26 protein-coding genes are annotated in these 24,795 nt (G+C 72.3%); 17 read left to right on the top strand and 9 right to left on the bottom strand.

Annotated elements, in window-relative coordinates; all coding sequences use genetic code 11:
* The first annotated feature begins 18 nt into the window (after positions 1–18).
* From ABD999_RS30285 to ABD999_RS30255, 7 genes are all read left to right on the top strand, one after another.
* Positions 19–471 carry a pyridoxamine 5'-phosphate oxidase family protein gene (locus ABD999_RS30285; RefSeq protein WP_271277964.1) on the top strand — a complete coding sequence of 151 codons (453 nt, stop codon included), beginning with the start codon at positions 19–21 and terminating at the stop codon, positions 469–471.
* 100 nt (positions 472–571) lie between these two features.
* Positions 572–910, top strand: a complete 339-nt coding sequence (locus ABD999_RS30280; RefSeq protein WP_271277963.1) for a hypothetical protein — start codon at positions 572–574, stop codon at positions 908–910.
* A 201-nt stretch (positions 911–1,111) separates the two neighbouring features.
* On the top strand, positions 1,112–2,065 hold the full coding sequence (locus ABD999_RS30275; protein WP_271277962.1) for an STM4015 family protein: 954 nt from the start codon (positions 1,112–1,114) through the stop codon (positions 2,063–2,065).
* Positions 2,062–3,108 (top strand): STM4014 family protein, encoded by a 1,047-nt coding sequence (locus tag ABD999_RS30270; protein WP_271277961.1) that lies wholly within the window; start codon positions 2,062–2,064, stop codon positions 3,106–3,108. Before ABD999_RS30275 ends, ABD999_RS30270 begins: the two co-directional genes overlap by 4 nt.
* Complete coding sequence (locus ABD999_RS30265; protein ID WP_271277978.1) at positions 3,105–3,890, top strand: STM4013/SEN3800 family hydrolase; 786 nt, start codon at positions 3,105–3,107, stop codon at positions 3,888–3,890. The genes ABD999_RS30270 and ABD999_RS30265 overlap by 4 nt, the downstream gene beginning before the upstream one ends.
* Complete coding sequence (locus ABD999_RS30260; RefSeq protein ID WP_271277960.1) at positions 3,877–5,145, top strand: STM4012 family radical SAM protein; 1,269 nt, start codon at positions 3,877–3,879, stop codon at positions 5,143–5,145. Before ABD999_RS30265 ends, ABD999_RS30260 begins: the two co-directional genes overlap by 14 nt.
* Positions 5,139–5,990: an STM4011 family radical SAM protein gene (locus ABD999_RS30255; protein ID WP_271277959.1), complete on the top strand. Its 852-nt coding sequence runs from the start codon at positions 5,139–5,141 to the stop codon at positions 5,988–5,990. Before ABD999_RS30260 ends, ABD999_RS30255 begins: the two co-directional genes overlap by 7 nt.
* Here the strand turns inward: ABD999_RS30255 and ABD999_RS30250 are convergent.
* Genes ABD999_RS30250 through ABD999_RS30225 form a run of 6 tightly spaced genes read right to left on the bottom strand, consistent with a single transcriptional unit; the run spans position 5,966 to position 10,246 of the window.
* Positions 5,966–7,030: a DUF6745 domain-containing protein gene (locus ABD999_RS30250; protein WP_271277958.1), complete on the bottom strand. Its 1,065-nt coding sequence runs from the start codon at positions 7,028–7,030 to the stop codon at positions 5,966–5,968. The genes ABD999_RS30255 and ABD999_RS30250 overlap by 25 nt on opposite strands.
* Entirely contained in the window at positions 7,030–7,326 is a 297-nt protein-coding gene (locus tag ABD999_RS30245; RefSeq protein WP_219542974.1) for a hypothetical protein, read from the bottom strand. The genes ABD999_RS30250 and ABD999_RS30245 overlap by 1 nt, the downstream gene beginning before the upstream one ends.
* A 59-nt stretch (positions 7,327–7,385) precedes the next feature.
* The gene (locus ABD999_RS30240) at positions 7,386–8,369 is read right to left on the bottom strand and encodes an endonuclease/exonuclease/phosphatase family protein (protein ID WP_271277957.1); all 984 of its coding nucleotides are present in this window, start codon (positions 8,367–8,369) and stop codon (positions 7,386–7,388) included.
* A gap of 41 nt (positions 8,370–8,410) precedes the next feature.
* Positions 8,411–9,178, bottom strand: coding sequence for a MauE/DoxX family redox-associated membrane protein (locus ABD999_RS30235; RefSeq protein ID WP_271277956.1), 768 nt, complete (start codon positions 9,176–9,178; stop codon positions 8,411–8,413).
* Between the two features lie 11 nt (positions 9,179–9,189).
* Positions 9,190–9,786 carry a cell wall protein gene (locus ABD999_RS30230; RefSeq protein WP_148035345.1) on the bottom strand — a complete coding sequence of 199 codons (597 nt, stop codon included), beginning with the start codon at positions 9,784–9,786 and terminating at the stop codon, positions 9,190–9,192.
* A gap of 10 nt (positions 9,787–9,796) precedes the next feature.
* Positions 9,797–10,246 (bottom strand): RlpA-like double-psi beta-barrel domain-containing protein, encoded by a 450-nt coding sequence (locus ABD999_RS30225; RefSeq protein WP_148035344.1) that lies wholly within the window; start codon positions 10,244–10,246, stop codon positions 9,797–9,799.
* Positions 10,247–10,464: 218 nt separating this feature from the next.
* Between ABD999_RS30225 and ABD999_RS30220 the strand changes: the two genes are divergently transcribed.
* The 4 genes from ABD999_RS30220 (at position 10,465) to ABD999_RS30205 (ending at position 14,592) form a co-directional block, all read left to right on the top strand.
* On the top strand, positions 10,465–10,764 hold the full coding sequence (locus tag ABD999_RS30220; protein WP_271277955.1) for a hypothetical protein: 300 nt from the start codon (positions 10,465–10,467) through the stop codon (positions 10,762–10,764).
* A gap of 56 nt (positions 10,765–10,820) precedes the next feature.
* Positions 10,821–11,054 carry a hypothetical protein gene (locus ABD999_RS30215; RefSeq protein WP_148035343.1) on the top strand — a complete coding sequence of 78 codons (234 nt, stop codon included), beginning with the start codon at positions 10,821–10,823 and terminating at the stop codon, positions 11,052–11,054.
* 8 nt (positions 11,055–11,062) lie between these two features.
* Positions 11,063–13,177 (top strand): ATP-binding protein, encoded by a 2,115-nt coding sequence (locus ABD999_RS30210; RefSeq protein ID WP_345483010.1) that lies wholly within the window; start codon positions 11,063–11,065, stop codon positions 13,175–13,177.
* 785 nt (positions 13,178–13,962) lie between these two features.
* Entirely contained in the window at positions 13,963–14,592 is a 630-nt protein-coding gene (locus tag ABD999_RS30205; protein ID WP_333485723.1) for a response regulator transcription factor, read from the top strand.
* A 30-nt stretch (positions 14,593–14,622) separates the two neighbouring features.
* Here the strand turns inward: ABD999_RS30205 and ABD999_RS30200 are convergent, their stop codons facing one another.
* Positions 14,623–14,838: a hypothetical protein gene (locus ABD999_RS30200; protein ID WP_148035339.1), complete on the bottom strand. Its 216-nt coding sequence runs from the start codon at positions 14,836–14,838 to the stop codon at positions 14,623–14,625.
* A gap of 289 nt (positions 14,839–15,127) precedes the next feature.
* Between ABD999_RS30200 and ABD999_RS30195 the strand changes: the two genes are divergently transcribed.
* Positions 15,128–15,991, top strand: coding sequence for a helix-turn-helix domain-containing protein (locus ABD999_RS30195; protein ID WP_345483009.1), 864 nt, complete (start codon positions 15,128–15,130; stop codon positions 15,989–15,991).
* 3 nt (positions 15,992–15,994) lie between these two features.
* Here the strand turns inward: ABD999_RS30195 and ABD999_RS30190 are convergent, their stop codons facing one another.
* Both ABD999_RS30190 and ABD999_RS30185 read right to left on the bottom strand, forming a co-directional pair.
* Positions 15,995–16,804 (bottom strand): SAM-dependent methyltransferase, encoded by an 810-nt coding sequence (locus ABD999_RS30190; protein ID WP_271277951.1) that lies wholly within the window; start codon positions 16,802–16,804, stop codon positions 15,995–15,997.
* A 78-nt stretch (positions 16,805–16,882) separates the two neighbouring features.
* The gene (locus ABD999_RS30185) at positions 16,883–17,941 is read right to left on the bottom strand and encodes a trypsin-like serine peptidase (protein ID WP_271277950.1); all 1,059 of its coding nucleotides are present in this window, start codon (positions 17,939–17,941) and stop codon (positions 16,883–16,885) included.
* A gap of 278 nt (positions 17,942–18,219) precedes the next feature.
* On the opposite strand from ABD999_RS30185, the gene ABD999_RS30180 reads away from it, so the two are divergent.
* The 5 genes from ABD999_RS30180 (at position 18,220) to ABD999_RS30160 (ending at position 24,785) form a co-directional block, all read left to right on the top strand.
* Positions 18,220–18,522, top strand: a complete 303-nt coding sequence (locus ABD999_RS30180) for an STAS domain-containing protein (RefSeq protein ID WP_271277949.1) — start codon at positions 18,220–18,222, stop codon at positions 18,520–18,522.
* A gap of 150 nt (positions 18,523–18,672) precedes the next feature.
* On the top strand, positions 18,673–20,769 hold the full coding sequence (locus ABD999_RS30175; protein ID WP_271277948.1) for a PQQ-dependent sugar dehydrogenase: 2,097 nt from the start codon (positions 18,673–18,675) through the stop codon (positions 20,767–20,769).
* Positions 20,770–20,778: 9 nt separating this feature from the next.
* Entirely contained in the window at positions 20,779–21,675 is an 897-nt protein-coding gene (locus ABD999_RS30170; RefSeq protein WP_345483007.1) for a sugar phosphate isomerase/epimerase family protein, read from the top strand.
* Between the two features lie 99 nt (positions 21,676–21,774).
* Complete coding sequence (locus ABD999_RS30165) at positions 21,775–23,064, top strand: MFS transporter (RefSeq protein WP_271277369.1); 1,290 nt, start codon at positions 21,775–21,777, stop codon at positions 23,062–23,064.
* Positions 23,061–24,785: a glycoside hydrolase family 2 protein gene (locus ABD999_RS30160; RefSeq protein WP_271277370.1), complete on the top strand. Its 1,725-nt coding sequence runs from the start codon at positions 23,061–23,063 to the stop codon at positions 24,783–24,785. Before ABD999_RS30165 ends, ABD999_RS30160 begins: the two co-directional genes overlap by 4 nt.
* The last annotated feature ends 10 nt before the right edge of the window (positions 24,786–24,795 follow it).

The raw sequence follows: 24,795 nt of genomic DNA, 5'->3' as shown, positions 1-24,795 counted from the left end.
GCGGACGTTGATCAGGTCATGACCCAAGGACCGGCGCCTCGGCCCCTCTCTGACGAAGCCCTCTCCGACCTGCTCGGCAAGCAGCGGTTCGGCACGCTCGCCACCGTCAAGCGCAGTGGCCACCCCCATCTGACGACCATGCTCTACAGCTGGGATCCCGAAGCCCGCATAGTGCGCTTCTCGACGACGGCCGACCGGATCAAGGTCCGGCATCTGCGGCACAACCCGCGTGCGGCACTGCACGTGCAGGGCGGCGACGTGTGGTCGTTCGCCGCCGCCGACGGCGAGGCCGAGGTCTCCGAGATCACGACGGTTCCGGGCGACGCGGTGGGGCGGGAACTGCTCGCGATGATCCCGGAGGACGCGAGGCCCGAGGACGGAGACGCGTTCCTGGAGCAGTTGGTCGCCGAGCGCCGGGTGGTCATCCGCTTGAAGGCGGACCGGTTGTACGGAACGGCGCTCGACGGTTAGGACCTGTCGCGTCCAGTCAGGCTCTCATTGATCCACAACCTGCTTCCAAGGCCGGCCGGAGATCCTTTCGTGTGTCTTACTCACGAAAGGAGATGACCGAATGAACAGAAAGCGCAAGGCCGTCATGGTCATGGCCATGTTCTTCTCGGTGGGCGCCGCGACCCTGATCAGCGCCGGTCCCGCCGCGGCCATGCCGCCGAACTGCGACTTCTATGTGTGCGAGGGGCAGGGCGGCGGCGGAGGCGGCGGCGGCACCCCCGGCGGAGGCGGAGGCGGAGGCGGTGGTGGCGGCGGTGGTGGCGGCGGTGGTGGTACGCCGCAACTGCCCTCCGACGGCGGGACCCCCGACGGCGGGTCAGGTGGCGGCGACAGATACCCCGATGGGCCGCCCCCGTGGGACATCTGCGACATCGAGCGCAACGCCCCAGGATGTCGCTGAACACGCGACTCCGCTGAAAGCGCGTAACGCTTTCTGGTGATACGCGGAGAGTGCGAACCCTCTTCAGGTGCTGTCGAGGCGTCCGCACTCTCTGTCGTCTCTGCTCTAACGGCGAAAGTCCTGTCGTCCATGACAAGTCCTTTTATGTCGCCCCGCTCTGGTAGGACAGGACGCGCCGGACCCCCAGCAGAGGAACCTTCGATGATCGAATACGACCACGTCTTCGGCTACCAGCAGCCCCATAACGACACCTACGCCGGTCTGCCCGTGGTGCATGTGCTCGCGGACGACGACGACCTGCCCGCCGCCGATGCCGCCGCCTGGCGGTTCCAGGCGAACGACTGGGGCGACGGTCCCGACACCATGGACGAGGGGTTCGACTGGTTCTTCGAGCACGTCGACACCAGCCGGGTGAAGGCGGTCGTCATCGGCGCCTGGGAGGAGTGCTACACGAAGAACTCCGCACACATCGTCAGCAGGCTCGCCGACAACGCTTCCCGCCTCCCTGAGCTCCGCTCGCTGTTCCTGGGGGCGATCACGTCGCAGGAGGCCGAGATCTCCTGGATCCGGCAGTCCGACATCACCCCGCTGCTGGAGGCGTACCCCCGGCTGACGCGGCTGGAGGTCCGCGGCGGCAGCGGACTGGGGCTGAGCCCCGTGCGCCACCAGGCCCTGCGCATCCTTCGCGTCGAGACCGGCGGGCTGCCCGGCGAGATGACCCGCGCGATCGCCGCCAGCGACCTGCCCGCCCTGGAACACCTGGAGCTCTGGCTCGGCGAGGAGAACTACGGCGGCGACACCGCGGTCTCCGACCTCGCCCCGATCCTGTCCGGTGAGCGCCTGCCCGCGCTGCGCCACCTGGGCCTGCAGGACAGCGAGATCCAGGACGAGATCGCCGCCGCCGTCGCCACCGCGCCCGTCGTCGCCCGCCTGGAGTCGCTCGGCCTGTCCATGGGCGCGCTCACCGACGCCGGCGCGGAGTCGCTGCTCACCGGACAGCCCCTGACCCACCTGCGCGCGCTCGACCTGCACCACCACTACCTCACCGCATCGATGATGCGCCGCGTCGCGGACGCGCTTCCCGGCGTGCGGGTGGACCTCAGCGAGCAGGAGACCCCGGAAGAGGACTGGCGCTACATCGCGGTGAGCGAGTGACCGTGCGGCTCGCCGTGGTCGGCACGCCCGGTGACCGCCGTGTCTCGCTCTTCCGCGACGCCGCGCTCGCGTACGGGCTCGCCGAACCGCACGTGATCTCCTGGCGCGACGTGCTCGCGGGCCGGGAGGTGAGCGCGCCCGCCGGCGCGCTGCTCCGCGTCGAGTCGCCGGGGGAGGACGCGGGGACCGACGCGCTGCTGCGCGGGCCCGGCGACCCGAGCCGGGTCGGCGGAGGCGCCGCCTGGTACCGCGCGTTCCTGGCGGGGCTCGGCACGGTCGCCGCCATCCCCGGGGTCACGCTGCTCGCCGACGTGGACGAGATCGGGGTGATGTTCGACAAGCGGCGCTGCCACGCCGTGCTGGAGCGCGCGGGCGTGCCCGTCCCGCCCGCCTTCGAGGCCCGCTCGTACGAGGAGCTGCGCGATTCGATGGCCGGGCGGGGCTGGACCCGGGTGTTCGTCAAGCCGGCCCACGGCTCGTCGGCGTCCGGGGTGATCGCGTTCGAGGCGGCGGCCGGCCGGGTCCGGGCGATCACCTCGGCCGCCCGGACGGGGACGGGGTTCCACAACTCGCTGCGGGTGCGCGATTACCGGGACGAGGCCGACGTGCGGTGCCTGGTCGACCACCTCGCGCCCGACGGGCTGCACGTCGAGCGGTGGTTCCCGAAGGCGTCGACCGGCGGCGCGCCGTACGACCTGCGGGTGGTGACGGTCGGCGGAGCGCCGACGCACGCCGTGGTGCGGGTGGGGAACGCGCCCATGACGAACCTCCATCTGGGCGGCCGGCGCGGCGACCTGGAAACCGTCCGGTCCCGGCCGCGGCTCTGGGAGTCGGTGCTCGACGCGGCCGCGCGGGCCGCCGCCTGCTTCCCCGGCAGCCTCATGACCGGGGTCGACGTCATGATCGGGTCCGGCCGGCAGTCCGTCGCCGTGGCCGAGGTGAACGCGTTCGGCGACCTCCTGCCCGGCCTGACCGACTTCTCCGGCAAGGGCCGGTCGACGTACGAGGAGCAGGTGGAGGCGGTGCTGGCCCGGTGGACATGAACGCGGTGGTGGGCAGCCACGACATCCTGTTCGTCACGCTCGACACGCTCCGCTACGACGTGGCGGCCGAGCTGGCCGAGGCCGGGCGGCTGCGGAACCTTCTTCCGCCAGGGGTGCGCTGGGAGCGGCGGCACAGCCCCGGCAGCTTCACCTACGCCTCACACGCCGCCATGTTCGCCGGATTCCTGCCCACGCCCGTGACACCCGGCCCGCATCCACGGCTGGTCGCCGCGACCTTCCCCGGCAGCGAGACCACCGCGCCAGACACCTGGGTGTTCGACGCGCCCGACCTGCCCGCGGGGCTGGCCCGAGCCGGCTACCACACGGTGTGCGTCGGAGGCGTCGGCTTCTTCAACAAGCTGACCCCGCTCGGCTCGGCGCTGCCGGAGTTGTTCGCCGAGAGCCACTGGGAGCCCGCCTTCGGGGTGACCGACCCGCACTCGCTGGAGCACCAGATCGACCGCGCGGCCGAGGTCATGCGCCGGACGCGGGGGCGGCTGTTCCTGTTCGTCAACGTGTCCGCGCTGCACCAGCCGAACCGCTGCTACCTGCCCGGCGCCGCCGAGGACTCCAGGGAGAGCCACGCGGCCGCCCTGGAGTACGTCGACCGGCACATCGGCCGGCTCTACGCCCTCATGCGCCGCCCCTGCCTCGTGATCGTCTGCTCCGACCACGGCACCGCGTACGGCGAGGAAGGCCACGCCGGACACCGGATCGGCCACGAGGTCGTGTGGACCGTCCCGTACACCCACTTCATCCTGGAGCCCCATGCGCCCCTATGAGGGATACGTCTACGCCTATCCCCACAAGACCGCCTACCGCCCGCTCGACCCGCGCCCCCCGCTGCGCGAGGTGTGGGCGGGGGAGCGGCCCGGCGCGCTGTACATGCACATCCCGTTCTGCGAGATGCGCTGCGGGTTCTGCAACCTGTTCACCCGCACCGGCGCGCCCGAAGAGCTGACCGGCGCCTACCTCGACACCCTGGAACGGCAGGCCGCGCAGGTCAGGGACGCGTTGCCGGAGCCACCGGCGTTCACCACGGCCGCGTTCGGCGGCGGTACCCCCACCTACCTCACCCCCGGGGAGCTGACGAGGCTGTTCGACCTGACCGAACGGGCCATGGGGGTCGACCTGACGGCGATCCCGCTGTCCGTCGAGACCTCCCCGGCCACCGCCACCCCCGACCGCCTCGCCGTCCTGGCCGAGCGGGGGACGGCGCGGATCTCGATCGGCGTGCAGAGCTTCGTCGACGCCGAGGCGCGCGCGGCCGTGCGCCCGCAGAAACGCGCCGAGGTGGAGGCGGCGCTCGACGCCATCCGCGCGGCGGGCGTCCCGGTGCTCAACATCGACCTGATCTACGGGATCGACGGCCAGACCCCCGCCTCGTGGCTCCACTCCCTGGAGGCGGCGCTCGCCTGGCGGCCCGAGGAGCTCTACCTGTACCCGCTGTACGTCCGGCCGCTGACCGGGCTCGGCAAGCTGGGCCGGGCCTGGGACGACCAGCGGCTGGAGCTGTACCGGATCGGCCGCGACCGGCTGCTGGCCGAGGGCTACGAGCAGGTGTCGATGCGCATGTTCCGGCTGCCGGGCGGCGATGCCGGCCCGGCCTACTGCTGCCAGACCGACGGCATGGTCGGCCTGGGCTGCGGCGCCCGCTCGTACACCAGCCGGCTCCACTACTCCTTCGAGTACGCGGTCGGCGCGCGGCAGGTGCGCGCCATCATCGACGACTACGTGAGCCGGGACGACTTCGGCGTCGCCAACGTCGGCTTCGCCCTCTCCGCCGCCGAACGCGGGCGGCGGCACCTCATCCAGTCGCTGCTCCAGGTCGAAGGGCTGGACCGGGGCTTCTACCGCGCCCGGTTCGGCACCGACGTGCTCGACGACTTCCCGCTGGACCGGTTCGGCGACCGCCTGGTGGTCGAACCGTCCGTCGTGCGGCTCACCGCCGAAGGGCTGGCCTACTCGGACGGGATCGGGCCGGCGTTGTTCTCGCCCGAGGTCAAGGCGCTCATGGAGGGCTACCGGCCGTGCTGACGATCCTCTACCGGGGGCCGCTGTCGAGCTGCGACTACGACTGCGCCTACTGCCCGTTCGCCAAGCGCCGCGACACGCCCGAGCGACTGCGCGCCGACCGGGCCGCGCTGGAGCGGTTCGCCGCCTGGGCCGCCGCGCAGGACTTCGAGCTCTCGATCCTGTTCACCCCGTGGGGCGAGGGCCTGGTCAGGTCGTGGTACCGGCGGGCGCTGGTGGCGCTGTCATGGCTGCCGAACGTGCGCAGGGTCGCCATCCAGACCAACCTGAGCTGCCGCACCGGCTGGCTCGCCGAGGCATCGGACCGGGCCGCGCTCTGGGTGACCTACCACCCCACGCAGGTGCCCTACGAGCGCATGGTGGCCAAGATCCGCTCGCTGCCGGTACGGCACAGCGTCGGCATCGTCGGCGACCCGGCGCACCTGGAGCACGCCCGCCGGCTCAGGGCCGACCTGCCCGCGGAGACGTACCTGTGGGTGAACGCCGAAGAAGGGCGGCTCTACACCGACGACGAGGCCGGCGCCTGGGCCGAGATCGACCCGCTCTTCTCCTACAGCCGCTTCCCGCACGCCAGCCGGGACCTGCCGTGCCGGACCGGGGAGAGCGTGATCTCGGTGGACGGCGAGGGGACCGTGCGGCGCTGCCACTTCGTCCCCGAGGTGCTGGGCAACCTCTACGACGGGTCGTACCGGCCGGCGTTGCGCCCCCGCGGCTGCCCCGCCGGCTCGTGCGACTGCCACATCGGGTACGTCCACCTGGAGCCGGTCGGTCTGTACGACGTCTTCGCCGGGGGGATCCTGGAGCGGATCCCCGCCTCATGGCCTCACGTCTCGCGCTCGGGGTGGTAGCCCTCCTCCGTCAGGCCGAACGTCCACGCGACGCCCTGGCGTGCCCGGCTCACCCACGGCGGCACCCGCAGGAAGTAGGTGCGGCTGGTGCCGTCGGGCTCGGGAGTGGAGTTGACCACCTCGACCATGGCGATCGGCTCGTCGTCGGCCAGGTCGATGCGCCACAGCCGCCCGGTCTCGTCGCGCTGCACCGGCCGGGCGCCGGAGTCGGCGAGGTAGCGCTCGAACCCGAAATGCTCCAGCATGACCCGGCGCAGCTCAGCGTTCTGCTCCTCGCGGATGCGCTCGGCGGTCAGGCCGGTCATCGCGGCGCCGAAATCGGCCGGGACCGGCATGCCGTGCCAGGCGTGCAGGGCGAACCCGTCGGGGTACGCGAGGGCGGGGCCGTCGGCGCGGTGGAGCCGCCCCAGCTCGTCGAGATGGATCTCGGCGGGCCGCCCGGTGACGATCGCCACCCGCTCGAACGGCCACCACCACCCGGCGCACCCGGCCACCCGCCCGAGCCCGTCGAGCCCGTCGAAAGCTGAGAGCCACGGGGCGTCGTGCTGGCCGAGCACGGCGTCCAGCGTGTGGTGACGCAGGGACTCACCGCCCAGGTCGCCCACGGCGCGGCGGATGTCGCCGACGATCCGCTCGACCCGGGGCCAGATCCGCCCGCCCGTCTCCGCCCACCGCGCGGACCACCCGTCATGCCCCAGCGCCTCACAGGCCGCGGCCCTGGCCGCCGCCCACGGCCGGGTGCGGATCTCCTCCCGCACCGACCGCCCGGCCTCCAGCCCGTTGCTCTCACCCATCCGGAGCAGCACGTCCGCCACCAGGCCGGTCTCTGCCAGTGTCCGGCGTACGGACGCGTCGCCGGTGAGCCAGGCGGCGGCGAGCGCTCCCGCCGCCGGCGAGCCGAGCGTGATCACCCGCTCCGGCTCGGCCAGCCCGGCCTCGCGGTAGGCCTGCCGCACCGCGGACTCCGGGTCGCCCCCGGGCCCCGTCGCGAACGCGACCCGCTCCCACGACGCCACCCGCTCGAACGTCAGGGTCTCCATCAGTCGGCCACCACCCGGTAGGAGCCCGGAACGTACTCGCGCTGGCGAACCACCCGATACCACCCCTTCGGCAGGGAGATCGGATCGTGCTCCTCGTGCACGAGCCGGCCGCCGTCGGGCAAGTGGAGGAACCCGCCGGACAGCGTGCCGGGCCCGGGGATGGCGTGGCAGTGGCCGGTGGCCTCGCCCAGGGCCAGGACCAGGCGGCCGCGCGCGTCACGCGGCTCGGGCCGGAGCGTGGCCGGCGCCGACTCCTCGGGCACCGGGATGATCAGGATGTCGCCCTGACGGTACATGGACCAGCCTCCGTGGTTGGGGGATGATCGCAAAGTACCGGCGCCCACTGACAGTTCCGCTACCGTACGCGCAGGTCGGCGAAGAGCGCGCGGTGGTCGGAGCCGGGCACGTCGTGGACCTGCGTCGCGACCGCCCCGCCGCGGCCGTCGGTCAGCACGTGGGAGATGGCCACCAGCGGCGGCAGCACCCGATTCGGCCAGGTCGGCGCCAGCCCGTTCCCGGTGGCCGCCGCCGCGTCGGTGTAACCGGTGCCGAGCAGCCGCCGGAACACGACATGGTCGAGCGTCGCGTTGAAGTCGCCGGCGAGGACGCGCGGCGGACCCTCGGCCTGGGCGGGCGGCAGGTTCGAGAGCCCCGCCTCCCACTCGTCCACGGTCCACGGCACCGGCGCGACCGGGTGCACGACCACTACTTCCACGGCCGGGCCGCCGGGCAGCGCCACCTGCGCCACCGGCATGTGGTGCCCCACCCGCCGGAACAGCCCCGAACGCTCGCGCAGCGGGTGACGCGCGTAGATGCCGCTGCCTTCCGGCCCGCGCGGCATCGGCTGGGTGACCTCGTACGGCAGCAACTCCTTCAGCCCCGCCGCCGTCAGGCGCTCCCGCGCCGCCCAGGTCAGCTCCTGCACGCTGAACACGTCCACGTCGAGCTTCCGTACGAGGTCGACGATCACCTGGGCGTCACCCCGGCCGCCGTTGAGGTTCGCGGTCAGCAGCCGCAGCGGCCGTCCCCCGGCGGGCGCCTCGCCCGCGACGGCGCGCGGCACCACCAGCCAGGCCAGGCAGACGCAGACCGCCAGCAGCACCGCCACGGCCGCCCGGCTCCTGGCCCACAGCGCGCACGCCAGCGCCACGAGCGCCGCCACCCCGAAGTACGGAGTGAACGACACCAGCGGCACCAGGAGGAACCCGGTCTCCAGCCCGCCCAGCCGCATCGCCGTCCCGCCCGCGAACACCACCGCCACCACGACGGTCAGCCGCGCCGTCCGAGCCCGCCGCGGCCGGGCCCGCACCGGCCCCTCCACAACCTCTTGCTTGAGCACGGCCACGAATCTAGGCGGCCATTCTTAAACTCCCATGAGCGTCAGGCGGGTGCGGGCTCCTCGACCAGCGCGACGCGGACGGCCGACGGGTCGTCCCCGGTGAGGGGCACCGCGAACACCGCCGTCCGGGCGCCCGCGCCGTAGACCACGAACCGGGTCCCGTCCTCGTCCCACGTCTCCCGGATGTCCGAGGAGAGCCGCGAGGACGCCGAGCAGTACGCGGGGCTGAGGTAGAGCAGCCGCAGCGAGGTCTCCAGCGGCACGTCGCCCGGCGGCGGCACGGAGAGCGGCCCGCGCATCCGTACGAGGAAGCGCCGCGACGGCGTGAGCCAGTATCGGTCCAGCTCCGCCGAGAGCGCCAGCAGGATCACCACCTCCACCACCACGAGCGCCGCGACCGGCGGGTGCGGCCCCGCCGTCGTCGACAGGAGTCCCGCGGCGAGAAGGAGCCCCGCCCTGCCGAATCCGCGCCGGTCGGCAGGGCGGGAGTGGGCGCCCAGGCAGCCGCACGACGAGGTGGGCGCGGCGACGTGGGCGTAGCCGAGATACGCCAGGAACCCGGCGGCGAGCACGGCGGCGGCCGCGCCCTCGGCGGCGGAGTACGGCGGCAGCACCAGCGCCGCGGCCACCGCCACCTCCACCAGCCCCACGGCGACGAGCGCCGGGACCGCGCGCGCCGCGCCGACGAGCCGGGCCAGTGCGGTCTGCCCGGCCTGGGCCCGCGTCCGGCGGCTGAACAGCTTCAGCAGGCCCGCCCAGCCGAGGAAGAAGGCCAGGACGTACGGCTGCGACGCGGCGATCCCGTGCATGCGGTGCCTCCTTAGTGGGGGGAGAAGACGGTGGCGATGTCGACCTCGTTCGTGTCGGGCCGCCAGGCGCCGAGGATCTGCACGTGCTGGCTCACCTTGAGCATCGACAGGTCGGCGGTCGGCGGCGCCTGCGCCTGGATCGCGACGGACTTGCCGGGCACGACGTGGCACAGCACTTCTTTGCCGTGGTGGTCCAGGTGGAGCTTGCCGTCGGTGATGTTCTTGATGTGGCCCTTGATGTTCACGATGTTGAGCCAGACCGACTCGGCGGCGAGCATCCCGTCGGGCATCCGCACCCCGCGGGCGTAGAGGCCGTCACCCGGCTTCGCCGCCTCGAACGGGACCGGGCCGAGCTTCCACAGGCTGGTCCCGTTCACGATCCGGATGGTGTGGAACACCATGTTCGAGCCCAGGACGAGCAGCGTGTCGTCCTTGATCGTACGGATCCTGCCCTCGGCGAAATCGGGGTCGGGGGCGCCGGGTTCGGCGTCGTACGCGGTCTCCGCGAAGGCCGCCTCCGGCCCGAGCGAGCCGAGCGCGGTCGCGGCCACGACGGTGGCGCCGCCGCCGAGCACGGCGGACTTGAGCAGGTCTCTTCTGCTGGTCATCGCCGTCTCCTCAGCCGGTCGCGATCTCGCACGGCCGCAGGCCGGCGGAGAGGCTGGCGATGCGGCTGAAGGCCGCCGGGGTGAGGTCGATCAGCCGGTTGTCGGCGCAGGTGGCGCCGCAGCAGCTGCGCTCGCCGCAGAACAGGTCGGTCTGCGGCCCGCAGTCGGCGATCGTGGTGACGACGCTGGCGCCGCCGCACAACGCCGTGGTTCGGTGGCGGAAGCCGCAGGTCCGGCGCGACAGCCCGACGCCGCACCGGTCGGGCCGGGTGATCGACCAGCAGGCGTCGGAGGTGTTGGGCCAGGCGTGCTGGAGGCTGCCGGAGTTGCAGGTGCCGCACGCTCCCTTGCCGGTGCTGCTGCACGGCCCCCACGCGGTGCCGCAGCAGAACCAGGAGACTTCGCCTGTGACGGGGCCGAGTAAGTCGGCGGGCGGGTCGGGGGACTTGCTTCGAGCCATGCGAGTTCCTCTCTACGGGTGCGCTCGCTGCTGAAGGTTTCTGACTTGATCCATGAATAACATGTAAGAATTTTTCGTCAATGCCCCGTTCCTGAAAACACAACGCGCCCGGGGTCGCCACCCGGGCGCGTGATCGACGGCGTGTCAGTAGCTGAACGTCGTCGCCCCGTCCCCGATCCAGCGCCACATCGGCACCGTGCCCTCCCAGCTCGGCGGACTTGAAGGACGCCGAGGCCGCCCACCGGCGGTGGTGGCTCGTGCTGTCCCGGTCGCGCGGCGTCGACGTGTGCGACAGCGACCCCGGCTTCCCCATCGGCGTCTGGCTGGAGACCGAGGTGCCGGTGCTCACCCGGGTCTGGCTGGGGGAGACGACGTGGGCGGCGGCGCTGCGGGCCGAGGCGCTCCGGCTGACCGGCGACAGCGCCTCCTGCCGGGCGCTGCCCGCCTGGCTGGACGTCAGCCCGTTCGCCGCCGTCGAGCGCGCGCCCGAGCCGCTGTCGCGCTGGCCGCGCGGGTGAGGCGACCGTTACACTGAGTGGGCGATCCATCTCTCTCAGTGACCTCGGGAGTTCGCATGCGTAGGTCCCCTCGCTCGCTCGCCGTCCTCCTGACGGCCCTCTGCGTCGCCGTCACCCCGGTGACGCCCGCCGCGGCCGACCTTCTCGGCAAGCGCTACATCGCCTCCTACCACTCCGAGGCGGGCTGCCTCAAAGCGGGGCAGGAGGGCGTGCGCAAGCGGCAGTGGACCAAGCCCCAGTGCATCAGGTCCTTCTACGCGCTGGGCACCTGGGACCTTTGGGTGGGCTAGCGCCCGCCGTGCGGTGGCAGGCGCGCGGCCCCCACCTCGCCGGGATGGCCGCCGCGCTGCTGCTGGCGGTGCTGGTGACCAGGGCCGCGGTGACGCTGCCGGAATGGGGGCGGCTCTCCTCCGGCGCGGCGCTGATGACGGCCGAGGTGACCCGGCTGGTGGTGGGCCTGCCGGTGTGCGTCGTCGGGGTGCTGCTCCTGGCCGACCGCTACGCCCGGCGCAGGGGCGCGCTCGTGCTGGCCGCCGGAGTGGTGTGGATCGTTCCGCCCGCGATGTCCGACGTGCTCGCCGCCGTGGAACACCCGGGGACGCCCGTCGCCGCCGCCGCGATCCTGCTCGCCGCGGCCGGCACCGCCTGCCAGCCGCTGACGGTGCTGCTCTTCCCGCTGTGCCTGCTGCCCCGCCCGGCCGTGCGGTGGCCGAGGACGGCCGTGATCGTGACCGCCGCCGCCGCGAGCATCCAGTACGCGGTCGTCTGGGGGCTGGGCACCCCCGGCTCGGCCCGGTTCGCCAGCCCGTGGGCCGGCACCGCGCCCGCCACGTGGGCCGCCGGCCTGCTGCACGACAGCCAGGTCGCGCTCGACTGGCTGGCGCCGGTCGTGACGGCGGCGGTGACCGCCGAGCTGGCCCGCGCGGCGTCGAAGGCGGGGCGGGGGAGCGCGGCCCGGTGGGTGATCGCCGCGGCCTGCCCGCTCTACGCCTGCCTCCTGCTTTCCGACCTGTGGGGTGAGAGCTGGACGATGGTGGCCCGGTCGGCCGGGGTGGTGCTGTGGGTCGCGATGATCGGGCTGGCCGCCTCGCACGGCGGGCTGTGGCGCCTGGAGCGGGTGACCAGCCACCGCATGGCCCGCGCGTTCGTCCTGGCGGTGCTGGTCATCGCCGTCACCTGCGCCGCCATGGCGGCCTGGGCGGCCCTGCTCACCGGGCGCACCACCGTCACGGCCGTGGTCGCGGGCTGCGCGCTGGTGACCGGATGGGCCGCCCGGCCGCTCGTCCGGCACGCCGTCCTGGCCGTCGAACGCGCCTTCTACGGGCCGCGCGCCCGGCCGCACGAGGCGGTGCGGGCGCTGGCCGTCCGGTTGCAGCAGGCCCCGCACCCCGGCGACGTGCCCGAACAGATCTGCCGCGGCGTCGTCGAGGATCTGGGGTTGTCGGGCGCGCGGATCGCGCTCGAGACCCGCGCCGGCGCCCGCCTGCTGGCCGCCGCCGGGGGCCCGGTCGACGGTCCGGCCCAGGTCTTCCCGCTGCGCCACCACGGGGAGGTGGTGGGCAGGCTGGAGGTGGCCCGCGACGGGGCGAGCACCCCTGCCGAGCGCGACAGCGAGCTGCTGGCGCTGCTGGCCGACCAGGCCGGGCCGGCGCTGGCCGCGCTGCGGTTCGGCGAGGAGGCGCAGGCGGCCCGTGAGCGGCTCGTGCTGGCGCGTGAGGAGGAACGCCGCCGCCTGCGGCGCGAGATCCACGACGGTCTCGGCCCTCAGCTCGCCGCGGTGCAGCTCCGGCTCGGCGTCGCGCAGGCGTGCGGGCAGGCGTCCCCTGCCGCGCGGGCCCATCTGGGCACGGCGGCGGAAGTGCTCGTCGAGGCGCTGGCCGAGATCCGTCGCATCACGGCGGGGCTGGCTCCCGCCACGCTGGTCGAGCGCGGCCTGCTGGACGCCACCCGCATCCTGGCGCACCGCCTCACCACGGACGCCGTACGGGTCACGGTCACGGCCGGGCCGCTCCCCGCGATGGCCCCGGCGGTGGAGACGGCCGCGTACCGCATCGCCGCCGAGGCCGTGACCAACGCGGTGCGGCACGCCCGCGCCCGCCACGTCGAGGTGGCCTTCACCACCGCCCCCGGCACCCTCACCGTCACCGTCACCGACGACGGGACCGGCTTCGGCGCGGACACGATCCCTGGCACCGGCCTCCTCTCGGTCACCGAACGCGCCGAGGAGGTCGGCGGCCACGCCGACCTCCACCCCACCCCCACCGGCACCACCATCACCGCCACCCTCCCCACCCCACCCCCACCGGCCCTTCCAGACCACCCCGGACGTCCGGACCGTGGTCATCCCCCCGCCCCCAGCAGTGGGATCGTGGTCGTCCCCCGGACCACCCCGCCTCCGGCGGTGGGGTCGTGACCGTCACCCCCTGCACCTCCGGACTGACCTCGGCGGTGGGATCGTGAGCGCAGCCCTCCCGGTGCTCCGGACCGACCTCGGCGTCCGGATTGTGACCGTCACCCTTCCGGACCTTCGCCCCGTCCTCGGCGTCACCTTCCGGCTCCTCCGGACTGACCTCGGCGGTGGGATCGTGAGCGCAGCCCTCCCGGACCTCCACCCCGCCTCCGGCGGTGGGGTCGTGACCCTCACCCCCTGCTCCTCCGGACTGACCTCGGCGGTGGGATCGTGAGCGCAGCCCTCCCGGTCCTCCGGACCGCCCCCGGCGTCACCTTCCGGCTCCTTCGAACTGACCTCGGCGGTGGGGTCGTGGGCGCCGCTCTCTCGGTCTTTCGGACCGTCCTCGGTGGCGGGATTGTGGCCGTTGCACTCCCGGTCCTCCGGACCGCCCTCGGTGTCCGGATCGTGATTGTCCCGATCCCGGACCTAGGCCTCGCCTCCGGCGGCGGGATCGTGACCGTCACCTCCCGCACCTCCCTGACTTCGGCGGTGGGATTGTGAGCGCTGCCCTCTCGATCCTCCGGACCGCCCTCGGCGTCCGGAGGGTGATTGTCCCGCTCCTGAGCCTTCGCCCCGCCGCCAGCGGTGGGATTGTGAGCGCCGCTTTCTCGGTCCTCTGGACCGCCCCCGGCGGCGGGGGCGCTGGGCTTTTTGGTTCCGTTGGTGTGCCGGGGTTCTTGGTTCGGGGGAGGGTGTGGATGAGTGAGGGTGGGTCGATGGATGGTGCGGGGCCGTGGCGGGTGTTGGTGGTTGACGATCATCCGCTGTTCAGGGAAGGGCTGGCGGCGGCGCTGGGTCTGGACGGTGAGTTCGTGGTGGTGGCGCAGGCCGCCACCGGGGAGCAGGCGCTGGTGGAGGCCGAGCGGACGGGCCCGGATCTCGTGGTGATGGACCTGGGCCTGCCGGGACAGTCCGGCATCGAGACCACCCGCCAGTTGCTCAGGGCGCGGCCGGAGGTCAGGGTGCTGGTGATGACGATGTCGGAGGACGACGACAGCCTGCTCGCCGCCATGCGCGCCGGCGCCCGCGGATACCTGCTCAAGGGCGCCGTACGCGAGGAGATCCTGCTCGCCCTGCGCACGGTCGGGTTGGGGGGCGCGGTGTTCAGCCCGCACATGGCCGGCCGGCTGGCCGGGTTGTTCGCCGCCCACTCCGCCGCGCCGGTCAGGGAGGCGTTCCCGACCCTGACCGGACGCGAGCGCGAGGTCCTCGACCTGCTGGCCCGCGGGCTCGGCTACGGGCAGATCGCCCAGCGGCTGTTCGTCACCGACAAGACCGTGCGCAACCACGTGGGCTCGATCTTCGCCAAGCTCCAGGTCCACGACAGGGCGGCGGCGATCGCCCGGGCGAGGGACGCGGGGCTGGGCTCGGGATGACCGGAGGGCCGCCATCCCGGGCCCGCCGGGTCACCGGTCGGTCCACAGGTTCCACAGCCAGCCCTCCGCGCACTGGTACCGCGACCAGTGGCCGCGGTCGATGCCCTGCTGGCCGGCGGTGATGCAGTCGCTGTGGAAGAGGAACTTGCCCCGGTGGATCGGCAGGTGGTCGGCGGCCGCGGAGGCGGCGAGAGGGGCGGCGGCCATCGTGACGACGAATCCGGCGATGGCGAGCAGCTGCTTCATGGTGATGTTCCCTTCTGGATGTCGGGGCCGGTGGTCACCGGCTCTTCCGGACATCCGAAGCTTCGCCCGCCCCCGTTCCCGGGCGCATGGGTCACCTGACCTGTCCGTTCCCGGGTTCTGATACACCCTTTTTCGTACCAGTGTTGTGACGGTGCGTTCACGAGCTGCCGCAATTCAGAGTGATTACGGTATTTGGCGTGGCAGGATTGTCGGTGAAGGGGTGGGGCGACGGAGGCATAGAGGAGCGCTTATGCCGACTTATCGCAATATGAGAGGTCTGACCGAAATCGTGGGCGGGGATTTCCAGCGGACCGGGCCGACCGCGTTGCGCATATTGGTGGGCTCGCAGCTGCGCAGGCTGCGGGAGGAGCGGAACATCACCCGCGAGCGTGCCGGTTACGCCATTCGCGGATCGCATTCCAAGATCAGCCGGATGGAGGGCGGGCGCTGCGGGTTCAAGATCCGCGACGTGGAGGACCTGCTCACCCTGTACGGCGTCGTCGAGCGGGCCGAGCGCGCGACGCTGCTGCTCCTGGCCGAGCAGGCCAACCAGCACGGCTGGTGGCACGACTACCGCGACGTGGTGCCCGACTGGTTCGAGGAGTATCTCGGGCTGGAGCAGGACGCGGAGCTGATCCGTACGCACGAGATCCAGTACGTCCCCGGCCTGCTGCAGACGGAGGACTATGCCCGCGCGGTGATCGCCAGGGGCCACGGCGGCGAGAGCCGTGAGCGGGTCGAGTCGCGGGTCCAGCTTCGGATGCGCCGCCGGGAGCTGCTGGATTCCTCCGGCCGCAGGCTCTGGGCCATCGTGGACGAGGGCGCGCTGCGCCGGCTGGTCGGTGGCCGCGACGTCATGCGCGCCCAGCTCGGCCACCTCGTCGAGATGGCCGGGCTGGCGCACGTCACCCTGCAGGTGCTGCCGTTCAGCGTCGAGGTCGCGGTCGGCGGCGTCGGCCCCGTCACCCTGCTGCGCTTCCCCCAGGCCGAGCTGGACGACATCGTCTACCTCGAACAGCTCGCCAGCGCCCAGTACCTCACGAAGGACGCGGAGGCGCACCCGTACCGGCATCTGCTGAACGAGCTCAGCGTGCACGCGCCCCCGCCGAAGGCCACGCCGGGCATCCTGCGCCGGATCATGGAGGAGCTGTAGGGCCTACGGCTTGCGGGCGACGCCGACCAGGGCGTCCACCTCCTTGAGCTCGGCCAGCGGGTCCGGGTCGGGCCGCCAGAAGGGGACGGACGCCACCCCGGGCTCCACCAGCTCCAGGCCGTCGAAGAACGCGCCGAACTCCTCCCTGGAGCGGAGGTTGTAGGGCACCGCGTCGCCCTCGTTGTAGTCCTCCTGGGCCTGGTCGAGGGCCTCCCCGGTGACGAGGTTGACGCCGTCCCACAGGGCCAGGTAGCTGCCGGGCGCCAGCCCGTCCATCAGCCTGGCCACGATCGCGTGCGCGCCCTCCTCGTCGGTCACGAAGCCCACGATGCCCATCAGCATCAGCGCGACGGGCTGGGTGAGGTCCAGCGTCTTGGCCGCGGCGGCGAGGATCGCCTCGGGGTCGCGCAGGTCTGCCTCGACGTAGTCGGTGGCGCCTTCCGGCGTGCCGACCAGGAGCGCGCGGGCGTGGGTCAGAACCAGCGGGTCGTTGTCCACGTAGACCACGCGGCAGGTGGGGTCGGCCCGCTGCGCGACCTCGTGGGTGTTGTCGACCGTCGGCAGTCCGGTCCCCACATCGAGAAATTGGCGGACACCTGCCTCATTGACCAGATAACGCACGATACGGGCGAGCAAGTGACGAGATAGCCGAGCGATATGCACAATGTCTGGAAATGCTTGGCTGAACTGGTCACCCGCCACGCGATCGACGTCGTAGTGGTCCTTGCCGCCGAGCCAGTAATTCCACATCCGCGCGGCATGGGGAACGGTGGTGTCGATTCGGGAGCCGGGGGGAGGGGTTTCACCCGTCATGTGAGTTACTCCTCTTTTGTCGGGATGCGCCGATCTTCAACGTAGCCGCCGCACCCCTCCCTTTTCCAGCGGCCGGTGTCAGAGGGCTCCGGAGTTCTGCGCGGCCTGGTAGACCTCCATCGCCTCGTCCCCGAAGAAGGGGCCGAACATGAAGCCGGGCGCGAAGTCGTACGTGAAGCTGTTGACCGAGTTGAGCATGCCCAGCCCGGTCGACTCGTTGAACCCGAGGAACCAGCCGCCGCCGCTCGACCCGCCCGTCATGTTGCAGCGCACCCCCTGGCCCCTGGTCGCGACCGGGTCGTTGAACGCCCGCCCGCTGCAGTAGATCAGGGTCGAGCCGTCGAACGGCGCCGCCGCCGGATAGCCGAACGCGAACATCTGCCGCTGCCGCGCCTGGTTGAACGCCACCCCCTGCCCGCCCACGACGTCGGTCAGCGTCCGTCCCTGCAGCGGCGCGACCACGGCGGCGGCGATGTCGAAGTTGATGTCCTCGCGGGCGTTCCACTGCTGCGTGGTGAACAGCCTGGTCGCCACCCAGGTGCCGAAGGGGCGGCGGCCGTTGTCGAAGGCCGGCACGAAGGCCACGTTGCGGTGCGCGGCGCCGTTCAGCTTGACGCAGTGTCCCGCGGTCATCACCACGCTCTCGTTCGCGCTGGTCACGGCCGTTCCCGAGCAGGAGGCGTTGGCGCCCTCGGCGGTGGTGAAGAACAGCCGCCCGCTGGTGCGCACGACGGCCCCGCCGTCGGTCCACCGCAGGCCGGGGCTGTTGGGCACGGCCTGCTGGGTCTGGGCGCCGCGGGCCTGGTTCCCGGAGCCCTGGGTGCGCCACGGCGTCCGTTGTGTGGCCCGCTGCCCCGTCCGCGCCGCGTCGCCCCTGGCCGCCCACGGCTCACCCCTGGTGGGCCCGCCCGACCGGGTGGCGCGCCGGGGCGCCGCCATGGTGTCCATCGGCTGCGCGGCCATCATCCGCTGCGTGGTCCAGTACTGCAGGACGGTCCTGCGCTCCGATGACGAGTCCGCGCCGGACCACCGGACGGGCCGGTGATCGGCCGTACCGGTCGCCTGTGCCTGTGCGGGGACGAGCGCGCCCGCTAAGGCGAGCGCGGCGACGGAGAGCAGGGCGACTCTGCGGTGCATGAAGTACCTCCCGAAGACCGGAATCTGCCATCAGGAGGTACGCACGAACCCGCCCGTCTTTCTCAAGCCGATCACAGATGGGTATGGCGGGACGCTCGGGGACGGGGCGGTCCTTCGGCCGTGAGGTAGAGTGGGGTCACCGCGCAAGCCGTTCCGCTCACCTTGGAGCCCCAGCTCAGGTGACCGGCTTCGGGTGGCCGCCATCGCGCCAGTCTCCGGCCCGACCCGGTTGCGCGCCCTGACGTTTTTTCTGTTCAAGTCTCCGATCGGAGAACCGCATGACCATCCGTACCGGCCCGCCGGTTCCGACCACCGTCCAGTTGTCCGGTGAGATCGACCTTCATACGGGCGCGAAGCTGCGCCGTCAGCTGCTGAACGCGCTGTGCCACGCCACGGGCACGCTCGTCCTCGACCTGTCGCGGGTCACCTTCTGCGACGCCTCCGGGCTGTCCGTCCTGGTCGAGCTCCGCAACCGGGCCCGGGCCAGGGGCGTCACCGTCCAGCTGACCGGGCCGAGCCCGTTCATGTCCCGGCTGCTGCGCATCACCGGCCTGGACGGCGGCCTCGTCGAGGCCGCCTGACCACGACCCCGCGGCGGCGGCACTTTGTCCAATCGGACGCGAAAGTCGGTCATCCTGCCGCCGATTGGGTCCTCCTCTATCGGCGTAACCCGGGTTACATTCACGTTGATCTGCCCTCACTTATCCCTCACGTTGACCGAAGGGAGAGGCATGAGAGCGAGAACCGCGATCGCGGCCATGACTGCTGCGGCGATCCTCATGCCGGCCGCGGCCGCCCAGGGCGCGGAGACCACCAGCGCCCCGCCCCCGGATGACCGGTTCCAGAAGGTGACGCTGAACGACAACCCCGGCGAGCCGATGGACCTGGCGGTGTTACCCGACTCCAGGGTGCTCCACACGACCAGGAAAGGCGAAGTCTGGTTACACGACCCGAAGACCGGGCTCAACACGCTGGCCGCCGACCTCGACGTCTACCAGCATGACGAGGAGGGCCTGCAGAGCATCGCCCTCAGCCCCGGCTTCGGGAAGGGATCCAAGAAGGACGACTGGGTCTACCTCTACTACTCGCCGCCGCTCGACACCCCGATCGACGACCCCTCGACGCCCGGCGTGAACGAGGGCGACGCCCCGTTCACCGGCGCCCCCGAGGACTTCGAGCCGTTCGAGGGCCTGATCCGGCTGTCGCGGTTCCGCTTCACCGGCGCCACCGTCGACCTGCGCACCGAGCAGCGCATCCTGGACGTGCCGGTGGACCGCGGCATCTGCTGCCACGTCGGCGGCGACATCGTCTTCGACGCCAAGGGCGACCTCTACCTGTCGACCGGCGACGACACCAACCCGTTCTTCTCCGACGGCTACACCCCGATCGACGAGCGCGCCGACCGGAACCCGGCGTTCGACGCCCAGCGCAGCTCCGGCAACACCGACGACCTGCGCGGCAAGATCCTGCGCATCAGCCCGCGCGACGACGGGTCCTACGCGATCCCGTCAGGCAACCTCTTCCGGCGCGGCACCCCCGGGACCCGGCCCGAGATCTACGCGATGGGCCTGCGCAACCCGTTCCGCATCGAGCTGAACCGGTCCAACGGTGACCTCTACGTCGCCGACTACTCGCCCGACGCCCGCAACGCCGATCCCGCGCGCGGCCCGGCCGGCACCGGGAAGTGGACGGTCATCCGCAAGGCCGGCAACTACGGCTGGCCCTACTGCGCGACCGCGCGGCTCCCGTACACCGACTACGACTTCGCGACCGGGACGTCCGGCGCGGCGTTCGACTGCGCCGCGCCCGTCAACGAGTCGCCGCACAACACCGGGCGGCGCGAGCTGCCTCCCGTCGTCCAGCCGGACGTGTGGTACTCCTACGGCCAGTCGGCGGAGTTCCCCCAATTGGGCACCGGCGGCATCGGGCCGATGGCCGGCCCCGCCTACGCCTTCGACGCGAGGGACACGCGCGGCCGCGACGCCGTGGGCTGGCCGCGTCACTACGACGGCGTCCCGCTGTTCTACGAGTGGACCCGCGACTACGTCAAGGCGTTCCACCGGGGCGGGCGGATCGAGGACGTGCTCCCCTCGTTCGTCTTCGACAACCCGATGGACATGGAGTTCGGCCCCGACGGGGCGCTCTACGTGCTGGAGTACGGCGACGGCTTCTTCCAGGAGAACCCGGACGCCCAGCTCGCCCGCATCGACTACATCGGCAACACCGGCAACCACACCCCCGTCCCGGCCGCCGCGGCGTCGGTGACCGCCGGGCAGGCGCCGCTCACCGTCCAGTTCACCGGCGCGGGCACCACCGACGCCGACGGCGACAGGCTCCGGTACGCCTGGGACTTCGACGCCGACGGCAGGGTGGACTCCCGCAGCCCCGAGGCCGCGTTCACGTTCACCGAGAACGGCCTGTACAACGCCACGCTCCGGGTCAGCGACCCGAGCGGCAGGTCGGCCTCGACGTCGGTGCGGATCGTGGTCGGCAACGACACCCCGGTCGTCGAGATCCTCCGCCCGGCCGAGGGCGACGCGTTCGCGTTCGGCGACGTGGTCGAGTTCGAGGTGCGGGTCACCGACGACCAGCCGGTCGACTGCGCCCGCGTGACCGTGGACTACATCCTCGGCCACGACGACCACGGCCACCCGCAGACCACGGCCCGCGGCTGCACCGGCTCCATCCAGACCACCGAGCCAGGCGGCCACGACCCGGAGAACGACGACCTCACCGGCGTCTTCGTCGCGGGCTACACCGACCCGGGCACCGGTGGCCTCCCCGAGCTGACCGGCACCGACCAGGTCGTCCTCCAGCCCACCCGTTAGGAGAACCCCATGTGCTACGGCTACGGCCCCAGCCGGCGGTCGCTGCTCGCCGCCGGGCTCGGCCTCGGCGCGGGCGCGCTCGCCGCCGCCTCCCCGGCCGCCGCGGCGTCGCCGCACCGGCCGCACCACAGGCACCGCGTCCCCCCGGGCCAGATCAGCATGCAGCTCTGGACCGTACGCGACGACCTCGCGCAGAACTACGACGCCACCCTCGCCTACCTCGCCGAGATCGGCTACCCGCGGATCGAGGTCGCGCTCGGCTACTTCGGGCGTACGGCGAAGCAGCTCCGCGAGTTCCTGGACGGGCTCGGCATCCGGGCCACCTCCAGCCACGACGGCATCAGCCCCGACGACGCCGCCCTGGATACCAAGATCCAGAACGCGCTGACCCTCGGCCAGACCTACATGGTCGTGCCGTACCTGAACTCCGACAGCCTGGACCAGTGGAAGGCCTGGGCCGAGCGGATGAACGTCGAGGCGCGGGCCGCCCGCAAGGCCGGGCTGAAGTACGGCTACCACAACCACGCCCACGAGTTCACCATCGACCTCGGCGGCGGCCGGACGCCGTGGGACGTGCTCACCGCCGAACTCGACCCGCGCCTGGTCCACCTGGAGATCGACATCTACTGGGCGGTGACCGGCGGCGTCGGCCGCGGTGTCCGTGACCCGGAGCGGTTCGCGATCGACGTCATCAAACGGGCGCCGCAGCGCGTGCTGCAGTACCACGTGAAGGACCGTCACCTGGACGGCGACATGGCCGACCTGGGGACGGGCACGATCGACTTCCGGAGGGTGTTCGACGCGCACCGCGTCAACGAGTACATCGTGGAGAACGACACCCCGGACGTGACGCCGAGGCAGACGTCCGAGGTCGGCTACCGCTACCTGAGGAAGCTCCGTTACTAGGGACGGCGACCGGGCGGCCCCCCGCGGGCCCGCCCGGTCCACGACCTGCCGCGCGTTTGACCCGGTTTAGTACCGGTTGGTAGCTATACGCTGTCGCGCGTGACCATCGCCGTACCCGCCCAGCTGGGCTCCCGCCGCTGGACGGCGGTGATCGTGCTCGGCTTCGTCGGCCAGCTCGCCTGGACCGTCGAGAACATGTATCTCAACGTGTTCCTGTACGACACGATCAGCGACGACCCCACGGCCATCGCCACCATGGTCGCCGCCAGCGCGGTCACCGCGACGGTCGCGACGCTGCTGATCGGCTCGTTGTCCGACCGCACGGGCCGCCGCCGGGTGTTCATCGCCGCCGGTTACGTGCTGTGGGGGCTGTCCACGGCGGCGTTCGGGCTGGTCACCGTGGACACCGTGGCGAACCTCGCGCCGGCCGCGAACGCCGTGCTGGTCGCCATGGTCGCGGTCATCGTGCTGGACTGCGTCATGTCGTTCCTGGGCTCCGGCGCGAACGACGCCGCCTTCCAGGCGTGGGTGACCGACGTGACGCGGCCGGCCAACCGGGGCCGGGTGGAGTCCGTCCTGGCGATCATGCCGCTGGTGTCGATGCTGGCCGTCTTCGGCGCCCTCGACCCGCTCACCAGGGCCGGGCAGTGGCGGGAGTTCTTCGTGCTGATCGGCGCGGTCATCACGGTGGTCGGGGTGGCGGCCTGGTTCCTGGTCCGTGACCGGCCGTCCGTGCCCCGGGCTCGCGACGGGGCCCTGGGCGCCGTCTTCCACGGCCTGCGCCCGAGCGCCATGCGCGCCAACCCCGGCCTCTACCTGCTGCTGTCGGCGTGGGCGGTCTGGGGCGTCTCGACGCAGGTCTTCCTCCCGTACCTGATCATCTACGTGCAGCGCTACCTGCAGATCGAGGCGTACGCGGTCGTCCTCGGCGTGGTGCTGACCGGCGCGTCGGCGGTCACCGTCGGGTTCGGCCGGCTGATCGACCGCGTCGGCAAGGCGCGCTTCCTGCTGCCCGCCGTGGCCGTCTACGCGGCCGGGCTGCTGGCGATGTGGGCGGCGCGCGGGATGGTGCCGGTCATCGCGGCCGGGCTGGTGATGATGTCCGGGTTCATGCTGGTCGCCGCGACCATCGGCGCGCTGGTGCGCGACCACACGCCGCCGGAGCGCGCCGGGCACGTGCAGGGGCTCCGGATGGTGTTCGCGATCCTCATCCCCATGCTGATCGGACCGTACGTCGGGGCCCTCGTCATCCGGGGCGCGGACGCGTACTACGAGGATCTGGGGGTGCTCAGACAGGTGCCCACTCCCGCGATCTTCCTGGCCGCCGCCGCGGTGCTGCTGCTGATCGCCGTCCCCGTCCGGATCCTGCGCAAGAGAGAGATCGCATGAGCACGCTCACCCGCTGGGGCCGGGACCTCGACCCCGACGCGGTCCTGCCCGAGTACCCGCGCCCCCAGCTCGTCCGCGACAGCTACCTCAACCTCAACGGCCGGTGGGAGTACGCCATCACCGGCGACGGCGAGGAGCCGGTGACCTACGACGGGCCGATCGTGGTGCCGTTCTCGCCCGAGTCGGCGCTGTCCGGCGTCGACCGGCGGCTGATGCCCGGCCAGACCCTCTGGTACCGGCGCGGCCTCACCCTGCCCGACGGCTTCGGCACCGGCGGCAGGGTGCTGCTGCACTTCGGCGCGGTCGACCAGACCTGCCGGGTGCTGCTCAACGGCGTCGAGGCGGGCCGCCACACCGGCGGCTACCTCCCGTTCGGCTTCGACGTCACCGACCTCCTGCGCGACGGCGAGAACGTCCTGACCGTCGCGGTGCGCGACGACACCGACACCGGGCAGCACGCCCGCGGCAAGCAGAAGCTGGAGCGGGGCGGCATCTGGTACACGCCGCAGTCGGGCATCTGGCAGACCGTGTGGGCCGAGCGCGTGCCCGCCACGCACGTCGAGCGGCTCACCCTCGTCCCGCACCTGGACGAGTCGTGCGTCGAGGTGACCGTGCACGCCGCCGAGGGGGAGGCGGACGTCGAGATCCTCGCCGCCGGGACCGTCGTCGCCCGCGCCACCGCCCCCGCCGGTCAGCCGGTGCGGGTCCCGATCCCGGACGTCCGGCCGTGGAGCCCGGAGGACCCCTTCCTGTACGACGTCACGGTGGAACTGGGCGCCGACCGGGTGCGGAGCTACGTGGGCATGCGCTCGTACGGGGTGGGGACCGACGCCGACGGGGTGCCCCGGCTGCTGCTCAACGGCCGCCCGTACTTCCACGCCGGGATCCTCGACCAGGGCTACTGGTCCGACGGCATGTACACGGCGCCGTCCGACGAGGCGATGATCCACGACATCGCCACCATGAAGCGGCTCGGCTTCACCATGCTGCGCAAGCACATCAAGATCGAGCCGCTGCGCTGGTACCACCACTGCGACCGGCTCGGCATGATCGTCTGGCAGGACATGGTCAACGCGGGCGGACGCTACCATCCGCTGGTGGTCACCGCCCCGGCGGTCGTGCCGTTCCATCTGCCCGACCGGTTCTTCGGGCGGGCGCACCGGGAGCGGTTCCTCGCCGAGCTCCGCGAGACGGTGGAGCACCTGCGCAACGTGGTGAGCATCGCCGTCTGGGTGCCGTTCAACGAGGGCTGGGGCCAGTTCGACGCCGCCCGCGTCGCGGCGGAGGTGGCCAGGCTCGACCCCACCCGCACCGTCGACCACGCCAGCGGCTGGCACGACCAGGGCGCGGGCGACCTGCGGAGCCTGCACGTCTACTTCCGCCGCTTCCGCGTGCCGCGCCGCCGCGACCGGCGGGTCCTCGTGCTGTCGGAGTACGGCGGATACGGTCTGCGGGTCGACGGCCACACCTTCAACGACCGCAACTTCGGCTACCGGCGCTACGACACCCCCGACCGGCTGGGCGCGGCCTTCGCCCGGCTGCACGCCGAGCAGATCGTCCCGGCCATCCCGCGCGGCCTGAGCGCCACGGTCTACACCCAGTTGTCCGACGTGGAGGACGAGCTGAACGGGCTGCTCACCTACGACCGCGAGGTGCTCAAACTCCCCGAGGACCTGGTCCGCGCGGTCAACCTGCGACTCACGCTCGACCGGACCCCCTGAGGAGAGCTCT

The organism is Nonomuraea ferruginea, assembly GCF_039540635.1.
In the GTDB taxonomy this organism is placed as follows: Bacteria; Actinomycetota; Actinomycetes; order Streptosporangiales; family Streptosporangiaceae; genus Nonomuraea; species Nonomuraea ferruginea.
This window is presented reverse-complemented; position numbering and strand designations above follow the sequence as displayed.

What these genes read in the sequence shown, in the direction of transcription:
- ABD999_RS30285 (WP_271277964.1), top strand. Translation starts at nt 19, where the DNA reads ATGACCCAAGGACCGGCGCCTCGGCCCCTCTCTGACGAAGCCCTCTCC.
- ABD999_RS30280 (WP_271277963.1), top strand. Translation starts at nt 572, where the DNA reads ATGAACAGAAAGCGCAAGGCCGTCATGGTCATGGCCATGTTCTTCTCG.
- ABD999_RS30275 (WP_271277962.1), top strand. Translation starts at nt 1,112, where the DNA reads ATGATCGAATACGACCACGTCTTCGGCTACCAGCAGCCCCATAACGAC.
- ABD999_RS30265 (WP_271277978.1), top strand. Translation starts at nt 3,105, where the DNA reads ATGAACGCGGTGGTGGGCAGCCACGACATCCTGTTCGTCACGCTCGAC.
- ABD999_RS30260 (WP_271277960.1), top strand. Translation starts at nt 3,877, where the DNA reads ATGCGCCCCTATGAGGGATACGTCTACGCCTATCCCCACAAGACCGCC.
- ABD999_RS30250 (WP_271277958.1), bottom strand. Translation starts at nt 7,030, where the DNA reads ATGGAGACCCTGACGTTCGAGCGGGTGGCGTCGTGGGAGCGGGTCGCG.
- ABD999_RS30245 (WP_219542974.1), bottom strand. Translation starts at nt 7,326, where the DNA reads ATGTACCGTCAGGGCGACATCCTGATCATCCCGGTGCCCGAGGAGTCG.
- ABD999_RS30235 (WP_271277956.1), bottom strand. Translation starts at nt 9,178, where the DNA reads ATGCACGGGATCGCCGCGTCGCAGCCGTACGTCCTGGCCTTCTTCCTC.
- ABD999_RS30230 (WP_148035345.1), bottom strand. Translation starts at nt 9,786, where the DNA reads ATGACCAGCAGAAGAGACCTGCTCAAGTCCGCCGTGCTCGGCGGCGGC.
- ABD999_RS30225 (WP_148035344.1), bottom strand. Translation starts at nt 10,246, where the DNA reads ATGGCTCGAAGCAAGTCCCCCGACCCGCCCGCCGACTTACTCGGCCCC.
- ABD999_RS30215 (WP_148035343.1), top strand. Translation starts at nt 10,821, where the DNA reads ATGCGTAGGTCCCCTCGCTCGCTCGCCGTCCTCCTGACGGCCCTCTGC.
- ABD999_RS30200 (WP_148035339.1), bottom strand. Translation starts at nt 14,838, where the DNA reads ATGAAGCAGCTGCTCGCCATCGCCGGATTCGTCGTCACGATGGCCGCC.
- ABD999_RS30190 (WP_271277951.1), bottom strand. Translation starts at nt 16,804, where the DNA reads ATGACGGGTGAAACCCCTCCCCCCGGCTCCCGAATCGACACCACCGTT.
- ABD999_RS30185 (WP_271277950.1), bottom strand. Translation starts at nt 17,941, where the DNA reads ATGCACCGCAGAGTCGCCCTGCTCTCCGTCGCCGCGCTCGCCTTAGCG.
- ABD999_RS30180 (WP_271277949.1), top strand. Translation starts at nt 18,220, where the DNA reads ATGACCATCCGTACCGGCCCGCCGGTTCCGACCACCGTCCAGTTGTCC.
- ABD999_RS30175 (WP_271277948.1), top strand. Translation starts at nt 18,673, where the DNA reads ATGAGAGCGAGAACCGCGATCGCGGCCATGACTGCTGCGGCGATCCTC.
- ABD999_RS30170 (WP_345483007.1), top strand. Translation starts at nt 20,779, where the DNA reads ATGTGCTACGGCTACGGCCCCAGCCGGCGGTCGCTGCTCGCCGCCGGG.
- ABD999_RS30160 (WP_271277370.1), top strand. Translation starts at nt 23,061, where the DNA reads ATGAGCACGCTCACCCGCTGGGGCCGGGACCTCGACCCCGACGCGGTC.